General features: G+C 67.3%; 15 protein-coding genes and 1 tRNA gene. 8 read left to right on the forward strand and 8 right to left on the reverse strand.

All coding sequences use genetic code 11. The features are described from left to right. Positions 1–20: 20 nt before the first annotated feature. Positions 21–782 (forward strand): imidazole glycerol phosphate synthase subunit HisF, encoded by a 762-nt coding sequence (hisF, locus tag FHG66_RS15260; RefSeq protein WP_139077926.1) that lies wholly within the window; start codon positions 21–23, stop codon positions 780–782. After that, positions 779–1,087, forward strand: a complete 309-nt coding sequence (locus tag FHG66_RS15265; protein WP_139077927.1) for a phosphoribosyl-ATP diphosphatase — start codon at positions 779–781, stop codon at positions 1,085–1,087. Before hisF ends, FHG66_RS15265 begins: the two co-directional genes overlap by 4 nt. 81 nt (positions 1,088–1,168) lie before the next feature. Here the strand turns inward: FHG66_RS15265 and FHG66_RS15270 are convergent, their stop codons facing one another. Together FHG66_RS15270 and rlmB are read right to left on the reverse strand one after the other, a co-directional pair. Further along, positions 1,169–1,597, reverse strand: a complete 429-nt coding sequence (locus FHG66_RS15270; protein WP_139077928.1) for a CoA-binding protein — start codon at positions 1,595–1,597, stop codon at positions 1,169–1,171. A 167-nt stretch (positions 1,598–1,764) separates the two neighbouring features. Beyond that, positions 1,765–2,568 carry a 23S rRNA (guanosine(2251)-2'-O)-methyltransferase RlmB gene (gene rlmB, locus FHG66_RS15275; RefSeq protein WP_139077929.1) on the reverse strand — a complete coding sequence of 268 codons (804 nt, stop codon included), beginning with the start codon at positions 2,566–2,568 and terminating at the stop codon, positions 1,765–1,767. A gap of 126 nt (positions 2,569–2,694) precedes the next feature. On the opposite strand from rlmB, the gene FHG66_RS15280 reads away from it, so the two are divergent. From FHG66_RS15280 to FHG66_RS15285, 3 genes are all read left to right on the forward strand, one after another. Then, positions 2,695–2,880: a ribosome modulation factor gene (locus tag FHG66_RS15280; RefSeq protein WP_139077930.1), complete on the forward strand. Its 186-nt coding sequence runs from the start codon at positions 2,695–2,697 to the stop codon at positions 2,878–2,880. An 82-nt stretch (positions 2,881–2,962) separates the two neighbouring features. Next, a tRNA-Tyr gene (locus FHG66_RS21650) sits at positions 2,963–3,046 on the forward strand. A 110-nt stretch (positions 3,047–3,156) separates the two neighbouring features. Further along, positions 3,157–4,437, forward strand: coding sequence for an O-acetylhomoserine aminocarboxypropyltransferase/cysteine synthase family protein (locus tag FHG66_RS15285; protein WP_139077931.1), 1,281 nt, complete (start codon positions 3,157–3,159; stop codon positions 4,435–4,437). Between the two features lie 39 nt (positions 4,438–4,476). Here FHG66_RS15285 and FHG66_RS15290 read toward each other — a convergent pair whose 3' ends face one another. Further along, on the reverse strand, positions 4,477–5,199 hold the full coding sequence (locus FHG66_RS15290; RefSeq protein WP_176556273.1) for an SIMPL domain-containing protein: 723 nt from the start codon (positions 5,197–5,199) through the stop codon (positions 4,477–4,479). A 172-nt stretch (positions 5,200–5,371) separates the two neighbouring features. On the opposite strand from FHG66_RS15290, the gene FHG66_RS15295 reads away from it, so the two are divergent. After that, on the forward strand, positions 5,372–8,356 hold the full coding sequence (locus FHG66_RS15295) for a hypothetical protein (protein WP_139077933.1): 2,985 nt from the start codon (positions 5,372–5,374) through the stop codon (positions 8,354–8,356). A 92-nt stretch (positions 8,357–8,448) separates the two neighbouring features. Here the strand turns inward: FHG66_RS15295 and cobT are convergent, their stop codons facing one another. Next, entirely contained in the window at positions 8,449–9,462 is a 1,014-nt protein-coding gene (cobT, locus tag FHG66_RS15300; protein WP_139077934.1) for a nicotinate-nucleotide--dimethylbenzimidazole phosphoribosyltransferase, read from the reverse strand. Between the two features lie 65 nt (positions 9,463–9,527). On the opposite strand from cobT, the gene FHG66_RS15305 reads away from it, so the two are divergent. Continuing rightward, positions 9,528–10,277, forward strand: a complete 750-nt coding sequence (locus FHG66_RS15305) for an adenosylcobinamide-GDP ribazoletransferase (protein WP_139077935.1) — start codon at positions 9,528–9,530, stop codon at positions 10,275–10,277. A gap of 2 nt (positions 10,278–10,279) precedes the next feature. Here the strand turns inward: FHG66_RS15305 and FHG66_RS15310 are convergent, their stop codons facing one another. Next, a complete protein-coding gene (locus FHG66_RS15310) occupies positions 10,280–10,603 on the reverse strand; it encodes a 2Fe-2S iron-sulfur cluster-binding protein (protein ID WP_139077936.1) in 324 nt (107 codons plus the stop codon). A gap of 78 nt (positions 10,604–10,681) precedes the next feature. Between FHG66_RS15310 and FHG66_RS15315 the strand changes: the two genes are divergently transcribed. Beyond that, positions 10,682–11,362, forward strand: a complete 681-nt coding sequence (locus FHG66_RS15315) for a class I SAM-dependent methyltransferase (protein ID WP_139077937.1) — start codon at positions 10,682–10,684, stop codon at positions 11,360–11,362. 59 nt (positions 11,363–11,421) lie between these two features. On the opposite strand, the gene FHG66_RS15320 is transcribed toward FHG66_RS15315, so the two are convergent. The 3 genes from FHG66_RS15320 to hflC all read right to left on the reverse strand — a co-directional run bounded on the left by FHG66_RS15320 (position 11,422) and on the right by hflC (position 14,410). Continuing rightward, on the reverse strand, positions 11,422–12,825 hold the full coding sequence (locus FHG66_RS15320; RefSeq protein WP_246082634.1) for a Do family serine endopeptidase: 1,404 nt from the start codon (positions 12,823–12,825) through the stop codon (positions 11,422–11,424). Between the two features lie 329 nt (positions 12,826–13,154). Further along, positions 13,155–13,358: a DUF2065 family protein gene (locus FHG66_RS15325; protein WP_139077939.1), complete on the reverse strand. Its 204-nt coding sequence runs from the start codon at positions 13,356–13,358 to the stop codon at positions 13,155–13,157. Further along, positions 13,358–14,410: a protease modulator HflC gene (gene hflC, locus FHG66_RS15330; protein ID WP_139077940.1), complete on the reverse strand. Its 1,053-nt coding sequence runs from the start codon at positions 14,408–14,410 to the stop codon at positions 13,358–13,360. The genes FHG66_RS15325 and hflC overlap by 1 nt, the downstream gene beginning before the upstream one ends.

Here is a 14,410-nt window from a genome sequence, read left to right on the forward strand (position 1 = left end):
GGCCGTGTATCAGGGCCATCATGCTCAAGACCCGCATCATTCCTTGCCTCGACGTCGCTGACGGACGCGTCGTCAAAGGCGTCAACTTCGTGTCGCTCGTGGATGCGGGCGACCCGGTCGCGGCAGCCAAGGCCTATGACGCGGCCGGGGCGGACGAGCTCTGCTTCTTGGACATCCATGCCACGCACGAGAACCGGGGCACCATGTTCGACCTCGTGACGCGCACCGCTGAAAGCTGCTTCATGCCGCTCACGGTCGGGGGTGGTGTCCGCACGCCCGACGATGTGCGCGCCCTCCTACTCGCCGGGGCTGACAAGGTGAGCTTCAATTCCGCGGCGGTGGCCGATCCCGACGTGGTCGCCCGCTCTGCTGATCGTTTCGGCAGCCAGTGCATCGTGGTGGCGATCGACGCCAAGACCGTGGAGCCCGGCCGGTGGGAAATCTTCACCCATGGCGGCCGCAAGCCGACCGGCATCGATGCCGTGGCCTTTGCGCGGACGGTGGCCGCCAAGGGTGCTGGGGAGATCCTGCTGACATCCATGGACCGGGACGGGACCAAGTCGGGGTTCAACATCCCCCTCACCCGTGCGGTCGCCGACGCGGTGGACATTCCGGTCATCGCTTCGGGAGGCGTGGGCCTGCTGGATCATCTAGTCGAAGGTGTTACCGAGGGCCACGCGAGCGCGGTTCTCGCGGCATCCATCTTCCACTTCGGCACATTCTCGATTCCGGAAGCCAAGGCTCACCTGGCTGCGGCAGGGATCCCGGTGCGCCTGTCATGAGCCTGCAATCGCTTGCCGCCACCATCGAGGCCCGCAAAGGGGCCGACCCCGAGTCCTCCTGGACAGCCAAGCTGCTGGCCAAGGGGCCGGAAAAGGCCGCTCAGAAGTTCGGGGAAGAGGCGATTGAGGCGATCGTTGAGGCGATCAAAGGTGACCGTGCGCGCCTGATCTCGGAAGCGGCAGACACCCTCTATCATCTGCTGGTCATGTGCGCGGCGCGGGACGTGACCTTGGGGGATATCGAGGCCGAGCTCGAACGGCGCGAGGGTCGCTCAGGACTTGATGAGAAAGCCGCGCGGAGCTGAGGCTTCGCCATCTTGTTGACACATTTTAGGCGAAGACTCGGACCCGAAGCCCATCAGCGGGCTTCATGATGAATGCTGTCCTCAGGACTCCCCGATTCGAAGGCGGGGGATCTCGATGGCGGGGCAGCGGTCCTGAATGACTCGTACGCCTCGCTGACGCGCCTCCTCTGCTGCTGCATCATCACGCACGCCAAGCTGGGTCCAGATCACATAGGGCAGAGGACTTAGGGCGAGCGCCTGTTTCGTCACCCCTGCCACCTCTTCGCTTCGGCGGAAAACATCGACCATGTCCACTGGCTCGCTGATTTCCGCCAACGAGCCGTGCACCTTTTCGCCCAGCCATGTCTGTCCAGCCAAGCCCGGGTTGACCGGAATCACGCGATAGCCTCTGGTCTGGAGGAACCTCGCAACGCCGTGACTGGGACGACCCGGGTTCGCGGAAAAGCCAACAACGGCGATGGTCCGAACATGCCCGAGTACGTCTCGGATAAGATCATCGTCAGGGGTCATGGACAGGGCCCTCCAAAAAAAACGCCCAGGCAAAGGCCCGGGCGCGAGGTGTGGAACGAGGGACAGTGAAGCGAAACGCACAGGTTCCAGATGTGCGTCATGATCAAGACGCGCCAGCGCGGGATTTGTTCCTCATCAACTCAACTTTTTTCATCACGCCTTCGTGATCAGGGCGAAGTCGTGGAAATGACTGACTCGGAAGAAGCGGCGTAGAGCGCCACGGCCGCAGCGTTCGAGACGTTAAGCGACCCGAAGCTTCCCGCCGCACTGATCCGCACCAGTTCATCGCAGGTTGCGCTGGTCTTCTCCCGCAGTCCCGGACCCTCGGCACCCAGCACGAGTGCGACTGATCTATCGCGGCGGCCGTGCAGGGCGGCCCCAATGGTCCGCTCGCCTTCGCCAGCTAGGCCAAGCAGCAGGAAGCCCATGTCCCGCAGCTCCTCCATGGCGTCGGCCAAGTTGCGGACACGGATATAGGGCTGCCGCTCCAGCGCGCCCGACGCCGATTTGGCGAGCGAGCCTGTCTCCGGGGCAGCATGCCGGTCGACGCCCACGACGGCACGGGCGCCGAACACCTCGGCCGAGCGGAGGATCGCGCCGACGTTGTGGGGGTCTGTGACCCTGTCGAGGAGGACCATCCGGGCCGGCCCCGGTCCCTCGGCCAAAGCAGCGTCTCGCAGGGAGCCCCAGTCGAGCGGCTTCACTTCGAGCGCCGCGCCTTGATGCACCGACTCGGGGTCGAGGGGCGCGGCGAACTTACGAGGGTCGCTGAACTCGGGTACCATCCCGCTCGCCGCGATAGCGTCGCCCAGCTTCTCGGCCGCGTTCGGCGTCAGGATCAGCCGCAGGCGGTTGCGACGCGGATTCAGCAAGGCATCCCGGACGGCATGAAGGCCGAACAGCCAGATCGTTTCCTGGGCAGAGGCGCGGCGGGCGCGCTCCTTCTCGATCACCCATTGGGGTTTCTTCATGGGCGCCTCCATTGGCCGGGCCTGACCGTCCTTGCCGCGTGACGCGACTGCGCGCAAGGCGCTCCGGACTGTCCAGACGCCTCTCGGCACCTATGGTTCCCATCAGCGAAACAGGTCGGTGACAGCATGGACGACGACACGACGACCGCAGCCTGGCGACTGGGCCATGAGGCCGGCCGAAAGCGGCAGGCCCTGCAAAGCAACCCCTATCCGGCCGGCACGGAGCAGTTCCGCGTCTGGCAGGCCGGATGGCGCGAAGGGGAAGGCCTGGGACGCACAGGCGACGGGCCACCCTCGCCCGGACTGCCATGATGAAGGGGTAGAACAACCGGTTCGGGACCCACGGAATCCGGTTGACCCCCCCGCACGGTGCGGCTATCTCCCGCCTCGCGTCGGGCGACGAGCTGCAAGGTGCGGCAGCGGACTGTAACTCCGCCGGGGAGACCCACGCCTGGTTCGATTCCAGGGTCGCCCACCATTCCCCTTTGGATGGTGATCGATGACGCCCGTCCGAGTGGGTTGCCGCAATAGGGCGCCTTTGATTGGACAGTTGCCGTCGTCTAAGCTCCTTCCTAAAGGAGAACCACGATGGCCGATAAACCGCTTCACTTCGATACCTTGCAAGTCCACGCGGGCACCGCGCCCGATCCGGCGACCGGGGCACGTCAGGTGCCGATCTACCAGACGACGGCGTATGTCTTTCGCGACGCGGAGCATGCGGCCAAGCTCTTCGACCTTCAGGAGGTCGGCTACATCTACTCCCGCCTGACCAACCCGACGGTGATGGCGCTGGCTAACCGCATTGCGGCATTGGAGGGTGGCGCGGGCGCGGTCTGCTGTTCGTCCGGCCATGCCGCGCAGATCATGGCGTTCTACCCTTTGATGCAGCCCGGCTGCAACGTCGTGGCGTCCACACGCCTTTACGGAGGTACGGTCACCCAGCTCACACAGGTCTTCCGCAAGTTCGGCTGGGAGGCGAAGTTCGTCGATATCGATGACGAGGCGGCGATCCGCGCCGCGATCGACGACAAGACTCGGGCAGTGTATTGCGAGTCGATCACCAATCCGGGCGGGCACATCACGGACCTTCCCATGGTGGCCCGCGCAGCCCGCAGTGCTGGGGTGCCCCTGATCGTCGACAACACCTCGGCCAGCCCTTACCTCTGCCGCCCCATCGAGCACGGCGCGACGATCGTCGTCCATTCGACCACGAAGTATCTGACCGGGAACGGCACCGTCACTGGCGGCTGTGTGGTGGACTCGGGCCAGTTCGACTGGTCGGCCTCGGACCGGTTCCCTTCGCTCGCGCAGCCCGAGCCGGCCTATCATGGCCTCAAGTTCCACGAGACCTTCGGACCGATGGCCTTCACCTTTCATGGCATTGCCATCGGCCTGCGTGACCTTGGCATGACTATGAACCCGCAAGGCGCCCATTACACTCTGATGGGCATTGAGACGCTGAGCCTGCGGATGGAGAAGCATGTAAAGAACGCGATGGCGGTGGCACGGTGGCTCGAATCCGACCCGCGGGTGGAAGCCGTCACCTATGCCGGCCTCGAGTCCTCTCCGTACTTTGCGCGGGCGGCCCGGATCTGCCCCAAGGGCGCTGGGGCGATCTTCACCGTGCAGCTCAAGGCTGGCTACGAGGGCTGCGTTCGCTTCGTGAACACGCTCAAGTTGTTCTCACACGTCGCCAACCTTGGGGATGCGCGAAGCCTTGTGATCCACCCGGCATCGACCACGCACCGCCAGCTTTCGGCGGATCAGCAACATGCGGCTGGAGTGTTGCCCGATGCCGTCCGCCTCAGCATCGGGATCGAGGACTCGCGCGACCTGATCGCCGATCTGGACCAGGCTCTCAACGCCTGAGAAGCGGGCCGGGGGCTTCGAGCTCCCGGCCCGCTACACTCATTCGGCAATGGCGTAGGTGACGGTGACGTTCGTCATCAGGCTCAGCGATCCGGGCGCGACGGGGACAGCCTCGGCCCCCGCGCCGGCGACGCCACGGGCGTCATACATCGGCATGGGGGGCGAATAGACCGTCGACTCGCTGATCGTCACCACCTCGCCCAAAGCGACCCCGGCCGCATCGGCGTAGAGCGCCGCTCTGTCCCGGGCATCGGTGACGGCATCGCGGCGCGCCTCGTCGGTTGCGGCCCGGGGATCGGCCACGTCAAAGGAGACGCCGTTCACGCGGTTCGCTCCGTCGGTGACCACCGCGTCCAGCACCTCTCCCAGCTTGCCGATGTCGCGCACCGTCACGTCCAGCATCTGCGTCGCGACAAAGCCCGTCATCTCCGGGTTTCCGTCAGGGGTGTTGTAGTTATAGGACGGCTCGAGCATCAGCTGGCCCGTCTGGATGTCGTTCTGCGATATGCCTTCCGTACCGAGCCGCGCCAGCACAGCCGAAGTGCCCTGGGCCATCGCGTCCATCGCCTCGCCTGCCGTCTTGGCCTGATGCGATACCCCGAGCGAGATCCGGGCCATGTCCGGGGCCGTGCTGGCACGCCCTTCGCCCACCACCTGAATGGTGCGGGCGGGGAAGCCAGCCGTCACCTGCTGCGCCGTCAGCGTCAGGGGCATGACGGCCAGAACCATTGCAGGCAGAGCGGCCTTGAGGATCGAGGGCATGAAGGACTCCTTTTGCTTGATGCCATGCATCCGATCCTATGACGCAGCCCGCAAGTCGATCCTTGGCGAGCGAAACATGACTTTCGTCTCGAAATGCGCGGGAAGCTGCTGTAGCAGAGTGACGCATCCCAAAGTTGTTCCGCCCTTCGTCGAGCGATGCTAAGGCCCGGCCATGACCCCAGATTTCGCCCTTTCCCTGTCGTTCGACGGGATCCGCCTTCTGCACCGCAGCCCCGACGGCTGGGCTCTGCTGGGTGAAGTGCCGTTGGATTCTTGCGACTTGGCAGGCGAGCTTGCTGCGCTGCGCCGGGCCGGCCTTGCCGTAGGAGCGCCTTGGGACGGGACAAAGATCGTCCTCCCCGACGAGCAGATCCGCTATCTGACCCTGGACAACCCCCAGGCGAGCCGATCGGACGTGCTGGCCGCGCTGGACGGGGCCACGCCTTATGCGGTGAGCGATCTCGTCGTGGACCACGCCAGCGACGGCACCCGGACCTATGTGGCCGCAGTCGCCCGCGAAACCCTGGAGGAGGCCGAGGCGTTCGCTGCCGAGCACGGATTCCAGCCGCTCTGCTTTGCAGCTCTGGCCCCCGAAGGTAAGTTCGACGGAGAAGTTTTCTTCGGACCGACCAGGCTGGCCGCGAGCATCCTGGGCGACCAGCCCGTGACGCGCGACACGACGCCCGACCCTGTTCCCTCGGCAGCTCTGGCCCCTGCGGAGCTGGAAGAGGAGACGGCCGCATCTCCCCCGGATCTCCTGCCATCAACGCCACGCGTTGAGACGGTGACATCCGAAGTCCTCCCGGATGATCCGTCGAGTGATGATGATACCCCGCAGATCGCCCGGCCGTCGGATCGGGTTCTGGACGTTCCGGCACCTGCCCCGGAACCGGCTTCGCTTATCATGACAACGGAGCCGGAAGACGATCCTGCAGGGCCCCCGCCCGAGAGGCCGGCGCCTCAGGAAGCTCCGCCCACGGTCGCGATGACGGCGCCGCCCGCTCCGCTGTCCGCCACGGGCGTGCCACAGCCGATCTTTGCGTCTCGCGCAAAGCCTTCCCCCCGGGAGGGGCGAGAGGGCGACGCGCCGGCACTGGGTGGCTCGACCGAGACCCGTCGGGTCGGTCCGGCCGACAAGCGTCCCCTGCCCCCACCGCTTCAGGGCCCCCAAGGGTTGATCAAGGCCCCGGAAGGCGGGTGGGCGCTCAGCGCACCCTCGCCCGCTGCCCGCAGGGACCCAAGGGTGCCTCCGGCGGCTCCATCGATGGCTGCTCCTGCCCGACGAGAACCTCCCGTCGCTCCTGCCCCGGTTCGCGCACAAGAGGATGTGGGCTCACGCCCCCCGATCGCGAGCGCGCCAATGGTGACCCGTCGGGACGCCGCGTCTGGCCAGGCCGCCGGCTCGGCGACCTCCGAAGCGGCGCGCATGACCGTATTTGGCGCGCGGAAGCCTGAACCTGCGGACCGCCCGAACGGAAGACCTCGGTTCCTCGCGCTCATTCTGACGGTCATCCTGCTGATCGCGATGGCTGCCGTCGCTGTACTGGCCTCGGTCTCCGAGCAGGGGCTGGCTGGCCTGTTGCGGCGCGACTCATCCGACACGGGTCAGGCCGCCACTACGGCCGCGGAGCCTCCTCAGGAGACGGCTGACGCGCCCAAGTTGGACAGCGACACGCCGGCTCAGCAGGACACGGCCGAGGCAGGACCAGTCGAGCAGTCCACGGCTCCCGCCGTGCAGCCCAGCGCTGCGGCCAACCAAGCCGCAGCCGCTGCGGTCGCTGCCGCCATCGCAGAGTTGCCGGGGGATGCCGACACGGCGGGCGCGGCCGAAGGCGCCACCGCGTTCCCTGCGGAGGCCCCGAGCGCTACAGCACCCTCCGGGGTCGGATCGGCCGCTCCAAGTCTGCCGTCGATGCCGGTGCTCGGTGACTCGCCTGTGAGCACCATTCCATCCGACGGGTCCGTGGTCACGCGGGCAGGCCAGCTTCCCGCCTTGGCGGCCATTGCTCCGGATCCGTCGTTCATCCCGCTAGCGGACATTCCTCCGGCAACTGGAGCGCCCGACACCGCTGTGGCCGAGGCAGCACCCGCGCCTACGCAAAACCCCGACGCCTCGTCTGACGCTCGCGTCGTGGTGGAAGCCCCCGCCCCCGAGCCGCAACCGTCCTCCCAGCCCGACACTCCTCCCGCCGCGTCGCGCTGGGTCAACGCCATGGCCGACGCCCCGTCGGTCCAGCCTCGCCTGCGCCCCGAGCGTCCTCTGGATCCGGGTGAGGCCTTCGTGGCCCTGACACCGGAAGCGGTTGACGGCGCGATGGCAGCCGAAGACGACGCTCCTGCCACTCCTGCGAAGGACGCCGCGACCGTCGCCCCCGGCTCAGTCAGCTTGGTCGGGCTGCGTCCACTCCCCCGGCCCAAGGACCTTGCGCCCGAGGCACCAGCCGAGGAAGCTCTGGCCGCTTTCGACGGACCAGTGCCCGACCCGCGCCCCGAAGGCCTCGTTCCGGACCTGCCAGCTTCGCCGGACGTGACGGATGCCGTGGCTCAGGCCCTGGCTGCAGGCGCAACCGAGCCTGATGCCTCGCCTCCCGCTGAGGCACCGGCCGAAGCTCCGGCTCCGGACATCCAGTCCACGCTGGCCACTATCGTCGCCAACGCGCCCGACCCTCTCGCCGGCGCGACGGGCCGCGCCGTGGCCGCGGCTCGCGTTCCGGGCACGCGTCCCCAGAACTTCGACCGTGTCGTGCGAAACCAAAGGGAGGTGGCGTCCCGAGCGGCAGCGCCCCGGCAGCAGGCAGCGGAACAAGCGTCCGCAGGCGGCGTGGGCACCCGCAACCTGCAATCCAATGAGCAGGCTGAAAGCGGAGAGCCCGAAGTGGCCAGTTCCGCAGCCGCCGTACCCTCGGGCCCCACAGCTGCTTCGGTGGCCCAGGCCGCGACCTACGCCGATGCGATGGCGCTGCGCGAAATGAACCTGATCGGGGTTTATGGCCAGCCCAACGCCCGGCGCGCCCTGGTTCGCCTGGGCAACGGCCGTTACCTGCGGGTCGGGGTGGGCGATAGCCTGGACGGTGGTCAGGTGACCGCCATCGGGGAGAACGCCCTGAACTACGTGCGGCGGGGCCGGACCGAGGTCCTGGTCATTCCCGGAAGCTGATCCGCCCAGGCCGTCCACCTGCTCTCGGCGCTTCCATGAATGGGGGCGGTGTCGCTGTTCAGGCGACTGCCGCCCAGGCCGTGGTCGTGTTGTCAGCCGGTGACGCCTGCCTCGTCGAAGCTGGCCATCCCAGATTGGCAGGCCACCGCCGCGCGGACCACGGAGATGGCAACAGCGGCTCCCGACCCTTCGCCCAATCGCATCCCCAAGGTCAGCAACGGGTCCAGCTCCAGCCGCAGCAGCATGTTGCGGTGCGCGGCCTCGGCGCTCTGATGGCCGGCCTGCACGTGATCGAGCGCGCCCGGAACAGCGCGTGCCAGCACGGCCGCCGCCGCGGTGCAGATAAAGCCGTCGAGGATCACGGGGATGGAGTCCACGCGGGCTCGGGCGATCGATCCCGCCATGGCCGCGATCTCCCGGCCGCCCAAGCAGCGCAGGGCCTCCAGGGCATTCGTGCGTGCGCCCGGATTGACGGCCAGCCCGGCTTCGACCGCCTCGACCTTTCGGAGCAGGCCCGACTCGTCTACGCCGGTCCCACGCCCCACCCAGTCGCATGGTGATCCGCCGAACAGGGCCGTGGCGATGGCCGCCGCTGCCGTGGTGTTGCCGATCCCCATCTCGCCCGCGACGAACAGATCGGTCCCGTCCTCCACGGCCTTCCAGCCGATCTGCAGGGCTGACACGCACTCCTCCTCGGTCATGGCAGGGCCTTGGGTGAAGTCGGCCGTCGGCCGATGGAGGTCGATGGCATGGACCGTTAGGCGGGCCCCGACGCTGCGGGCGATCTGGTTGATCGCCGCGCCGCCAGCCTGGAAGTTGAGCACCATCTGTTCGGTGACTTCCGCCGGATAGGCCGAGACCGCCCGAGCCGTCGTCACGCCGTGATTGCCGGCAAAGATCGCGATCTGCGGCCGGTCGACGGTCGGCTTGGGCGTGCGCTGCCATCCGGCCATCCAGATTGCCAGATCGTCGAGGCGTCCCAATGCTCGCAAGGGCTTGGTCAGTCGTTCGTTGCGCGCCTCGGCTTGGTCGCGGGCGAACTGATCGCTGCCGGGGGCAGCGGCAAGAACCTCGCGAAATTCGGCGAGGGTCGTGAAGGGGGCCATGGGCGTCCTCGTTGCGTTCAAATCCCTCCATGCCTAGAGCTTCGCCAAGCGAAGGGAAGTCAGGGATGCCCTACTCGGAACTAGTTCGCCGGTCCGATGTGGCCGAGGCGCTCATGCTGCTGAGCCGCCTGCCGGCGCCATGGCAGATCCAGCCCCGAGGAGCAGCGTCGGCCTGGGCCTGGCCCGTCGTCGGCGGCCTCATGGGCCTGCTGTCCGCTGGCGTGGCCATCGGCTCCGTCCGGGCCGGGCTCCCGACGGGCGCGGCGGCCGGGCTCGCCCTGGCGGCGCAAGCCATCCTCACAGGGGGCCTGCACGAGGACGGGCTGGCTGACAGCGCGGACGGGCTTTGGGGCGGAGGCACGACCGAGCGTCGGCTGGAGATCATGAAGGACAGCCGGATCGGCAGCTACGGCGCGCTTGCTCTCATCCTGTCGGTGCTTCTTCGCTGGAGCGCGCTGTCGGCGATCCTGGCAAGCGGCTCGGCCTGGGGCCCGATCATCGCAATCGGAGCCCTGAGCCGGTGGCCCATGGTCGCGATGCTTTGGGCGCTCCCGGCAGCGCGCGAGGGCGGGTTGTCGCGGCTGGTCGGACGTCCCAACGGGACCACCCTCGCCTTGACCGCAGCCGTGGCCCTCGGTCTTGCTGGCGCCGCGCAAGGCGGCGCACTGAAGGCGGCGCTAACGATCCTGATCGTGACGGTCGTGTGGACGTTGATCGTGCGGAGGCGCTTGGGCGGCCAGACGGGCGACACCTGCGGCGCCGCTCAGCAACTGGCAGAGGCCGCGGCGCTCCTCGCGCTCGCGGCCCAGGGGTGATCTCAGATCTGCCGGGCCGGCATCTGCACCCGCAGCCCATCCAAGGCTGCCGTCACCTTGAGCTGACAGGTCAGGCGGGACCGGACAGGATCGGGCTCGTAAGCGAAGTCGAGCATGTCCTCCTCCATCGGGTCCTTGGTGGGCAGCTTGCCCACCCAGGCCGGGTCTACATACACATGGCAAGTCGAGCAGGCGCACGCCCCGCCGCAGTCTGCCTCGATCCCGGGGATCCCATTGTCCCGAGCACCCTCCATGACGGTGAGGCCGTTCGGCACCTCCACCACATGCTCCTTGCCAGAGTGCTCGACATAGGTGATCCGGGCCATGCGTTTGTCTTTCCTGAAGCGTCCGCGCCTATCTAGGCCGAGGCGGGCCGGGGTTCCAGAGGCTGGAGACAGGACAGGATGACGGGTTCGAGGTCGCTTTCCGCCAGGGCCGAACAACGGGCGACCGAGTTCATCCGGGCGAACCTGCCTCTGACCGAAGTGTCGGGGACTGGCATCCTGCTGCATTGTGCCAGCCCTAGCAGCGGGCTGACCCGGCTCGTGCCCCCCGGTGAGACACCCTACTGGGCCTATGCCTGGCCGGGCGGCGTGGCTCTCGCGCTCCACGTCCTTGTCAACCCGGACACCGTCAGGGGCCACGACGTCGTGGAGGTCGGCGCAGGATCGGGCATCGTCTCGCTCGCAGCCCTCAAAGCCGGAGCTCAAGGGGCCTTGGCCTTCGACATGGACCCGCTGGCGGCCTTGGCAAGTCGCCTGAATGCCCAAGCGAACGATCTGATGGCCCTGCGGACCACCACAGAGCTTGCGGCCCTCCGCTTGGAGCTGAAAACGGATCACCCCGACAGGCGACCAGTCGTTCTTGCAGGCGATGTCTTCTACAGCGACGAGACTTGCGCTCGGATGACCTCGGAGTTCGATGCCTTGGTGGAATCGGCCGACATCCTGGTGGCTGACATCGGCCGCCGCTTCCTGCCGCGGGATCGGTTGCAGCCGATCGCCTCCTATCCGGTGCGCGATGTGGGGGATCCTGCATCGGCCCCGGTCCGGGACGGATGGGTCTACCGCTGGCTGGCGCCGTGAGGCCAAAAGGAAAGGGCGCCCAAGAGGCGCCCTTCCCGATCCGACCATGAGGACCGATCTTACTGCTGGTCGTCCTCGCCGTCCTCGATGGACAGCGCCACGAAGCGAGGGTTGTCCTCGCGGCGAACGAGCAGAAGCAGGGACTTGCGACCCGCGCCTTCCGCAGCCTCGACAGCGGTCGTGAAGTCCTCGGCCGACGTCACGGGCGCCTGCCCTGCCTCCGTGATCACGTCGCCGGGCAGGATGCCTTTCTCAGCGGCATCCGAGGCGGGATCGACCTCGGTCACCACCAAGCCCTGCGTTCCTTCCTCCAAACCGAACTGGGTCATCAGCTCGGGCGTGGGGACCGACAGCGTGAGCCCCAGCATCTCGGAGGTCTCGGGCTGGGCCGGCCCGCCTTCGGCGGAGGCCGGGACGGCTGCGGCCTCTGCGTCCTCGCGACGGCCAAGCGTCACTTCCAGCGGAACCGTCTCGCCGGCCCGCAGGACTTCCAGTGTCACCGTTTCCCCGACCGGGGCAGCCCCGACCTTGCGGACGAGTTCGCGGGTGTCGGCAACCGGCTCACCGTTGAAGGACAGGACGACATCGCCCGACTCCATCCCGGCATCAAGCGCCGGTCCCTCCGGAACGTCGGTGACGAGGGCGCCTCGCGCTTCCTCGAGGCCTTCGATGGCATCGACCATGTCGGCCGTCACGTCCTGGATCCGCACGCCCAGCCAGCCGCGGCGGGTTTCCCCGAACTCCTGCAACTGCGCCACGACGTCCTTGACCACGTTGGACGACATGGCAAAGCCGATACCGATCGAGCCGCCCGTAGGCGACAGGATGGCGGTGTTCATCCCGATGACCTGTCCATTCATGTCGAACAGCGGCCCGCCCGAGTTACCGCGGTTGATGGCAGCATCAGTCTGAATGTAGTCGTCATAGGTGCCCGACAGCTCGCGGTTCCGGGCCGAGACGATGCCCGCCGAAATCGAGAACCCCTGTCCGAGCGGGTTGCCCATGGCCAGCACCCAGTCGCCCACCTGAGCGTCCTCGCCGTTCGAGTCCCCGAACTCCACGAAGGGGTGGCCCGTTCCTTCGACCTTGAGGAGCGCAACATCGGTGTTGGGATCGGTCCCGACGAGGGTGGCGTCCAGCACCTCACCCGAGAAGAATTCCACTTGGATCTCGTCGGCACCTTCAATCACGTGGTTGTTCGTGACGATGTAGCCGTCATCCGAGATGACGTATCCGGAACCCAGGGCTTGGCTGCGCTGCGGCGCACCGTCCGGGCCCTGCAGGTCGTTGAAAAAATCTTCGAAAGGCGACCCCTCGGGCACCATGCCCTCGGGTCCGGCATTGGCAGCGACGACCGTGGTCGTCGTGATGTTCACGACGGCGGGGCTTACCTGCTCGGCGAGGTCGGCAAAGCTGAGCGGCCGGTTGTCCTCGGGGGTAAGCGCGGGTTCTTCGGGGGTCAGCGCCGTGTCGGGCGACTGGGTCCCCGGCACCTCGGCCTCGTCCTGCGTGGCCTGATCCTGGGTCGCAGTCTCCTGAGCCACCGAGGGAAGCACCTGGGTCACGGTCAACGCCGTGCCCAGCAGCAGCGCCGCCACGCCGGTTGGGCGGATCACGATGGAATTCGCGAGGGTCTTAAGTATCACGAGCGGCTCCTTGAATGGCGGCGCGTTGCCGCCGAATTGAGGCGATCCGGATCGTTGTCCGGCCATCGTTGGAGACGAACATCGGGCCTGCCCCGGCTTTTCGCAACGCAAACTCCTATCGCGCGGCGTCAAGACGATGTGAGGAATTATGACGGAAAGACGCCAAGGCTTCGCCCCGCCCAGACAAGTGCGAGGCCAAGGGCGATGGCTGCCAGCCCGGCGAGCCGACGCTCATCAAGCGTCAGCTCCCGCAACGCGGCCAGGAGCTGCTCCACGATGTGCGGAGCAAGCGCCCAGACCAGACCTTCGACGACGAGCGCCAAGCCCGTCGCCACCAGCACCCAGGCCATCAAGGCGTGGCAGGCTGCGCGGCCGGATCGGCCTCGCCCGCGATGGCGGCCCCGGAGGCGGGCTCGCCCAGCGTTACCGTCACCCCGTCCGCTCCTGCGGCTTCATCCACAGGTGTCGCGGCTGCATTCTCGGCGGAGCCGGGCTGCGCTGCCGCGGGATCCTCCGAAGACCCCTCGGGTCGACCCCCGTCGAAGAAGTAGTTGAAGAAGTCGTTGTCGGGAGTCAGCACCATGGTCGAGTTCGAGCCCCGCAGAGCGGCTTGGTAGGCCTGCATGGAGCGGTAGAACTGGAAGAACTCGGGGTCGGCCCCATAGGCTTCGGCGAAGACGCGGTTGGCCTCGGCGTCGGACTCGCCTCGGGTCACCTGCGCATCGCGCTCGGCCTCGGAAAGCGTCTCGACGACAGTCCGGTCCGCAGTTGCCCGTACGCGCTGGGCCGCTTCGTTGCCGCGTGCCCGTTCGTCGGCAGCCTCGCGCTCCCGCTCGGACCGCATCCGGGCAAAGGTCGCGTCGAGGTTCTGGGCCGGCAGGCTCGTCTGCTTGAGCCGCACGTCGACCACATCGAGCCCAAGGCTTTCAGCCCGCGCCTGGGCGCCGTCACGGATACGATTCATGAGCTCCCGGCGATCGGCCGACAGGATGGTGTCGGAGGTCACCTGATCGGCACCGAGGACTTCACCGATCTGAGCCTGAAGGATGCCGGACAGACGATCCTGCGCGGTGGCGATGCCACCCACGCCGACGGCCTGGCGGAAGCGCACCACGTCGGCGATCCGGTAACGCGCAAAGGCATCGACCACGAGACGGCGGTCGTCCGAGGGGGTGACCTCGATCGTCTCCGTGTCCAGCGACAGGATCACGTCGGGATACTTTACCACGTCCTGGATGAAGGGGATCTTGAAGCCGAGGCCCGGCTCCTCGCGGACCTGCTTGATCTGGCCGAACTGGAGAACCAGGGCCTTCTCTCGCTCGTCCACGACAAAGACCGATGACAGGAGGAGCACCAGGGCAACGCCCAGCGCGACCATAATGGCGGTGGCGGATTGGCGCAT

It is taken from the genome of Rubellimicrobium rubrum (assembly GCF_006152115.1).
GTDB lineage: Bacteria > Pseudomonadota > Alphaproteobacteria > Rhodobacterales > Rhodobacteraceae > Rubellimicrobium > Rubellimicrobium rubrum.

Coding starts and splice junctions, on each gene's coding strand:
- FHG66_RS15295 (WP_139077933.1), top strand. CDS start 5,372: ATGACCCCAGATTTCGCCCTTTCCCTGTCGTTCGACGGGATCCGCCTT.
- FHG66_RS15270 (WP_139077928.1), bottom strand. CDS start 1,597: ATGACCCCTGACGATGATCTTATCCGAGACGTACTCGGGCATGTTCGG.
- FHG66_RS15285 (WP_139077931.1), top strand. CDS start 3,157: ATGGCCGATAAACCGCTTCACTTCGATACCTTGCAAGTCCACGCGGGC.
- rlmB (WP_139077929.1), bottom strand. CDS start 2,568: ATGAAGAAACCCCAATGGGTGATCGAGAAGGAGCGCGCCCGCCGCGCC.
- FHG66_RS15305 (WP_139077935.1), top strand. CDS start 9,528: ATGCCCTACTCGGAACTAGTTCGCCGGTCCGATGTGGCCGAGGCGCTC.
- hisF (WP_139077926.1), top strand. CDS start 21: ATGCTCAAGACCCGCATCATTCCTTGCCTCGACGTCGCTGACGGACGC.
- FHG66_RS15310 (WP_139077936.1), bottom strand. CDS start 10,603: ATGGCCCGGATCACCTATGTCGAGCACTCTGGCAAGGAGCATGTGGTG.
- FHG66_RS15315 (WP_139077937.1), top strand. CDS start 10,682: ATGACGGGTTCGAGGTCGCTTTCCGCCAGGGCCGAACAACGGGCGACC.
- cobT (WP_139077934.1), bottom strand. CDS start 9,462: ATGGCCCCCTTCACGACCCTCGCCGAATTTCGCGAGGTTCTTGCCGCT.
- FHG66_RS15280 (WP_139077930.1), top strand. CDS start 2,695: ATGGACGACGACACGACGACCGCAGCCTGGCGACTGGGCCATGAGGCC.
- hflC (WP_139077940.1), bottom strand. CDS start 14,410: ATGCGCCAATCCGCCACCGCCATTATGGTCGCGCTGGGCGTTGCCCTG.
- FHG66_RS15290 (WP_176556273.1), bottom strand. CDS start 5,199: ATGCCCTCGATCCTCAAGGCCGCTCTGCCTGCAATGGTTCTGGCCGTC.
- FHG66_RS15265 (WP_139077927.1), top strand. CDS start 779: ATGAGCCTGCAATCGCTTGCCGCCACCATCGAGGCCCGCAAAGGGGCC.
- FHG66_RS15325 (WP_139077939.1), bottom strand. CDS start 13,358: ATGGCCTGGGTGCTGGTGGCGACGGGCTTGGCGCTCGTCGTCGAAGGT.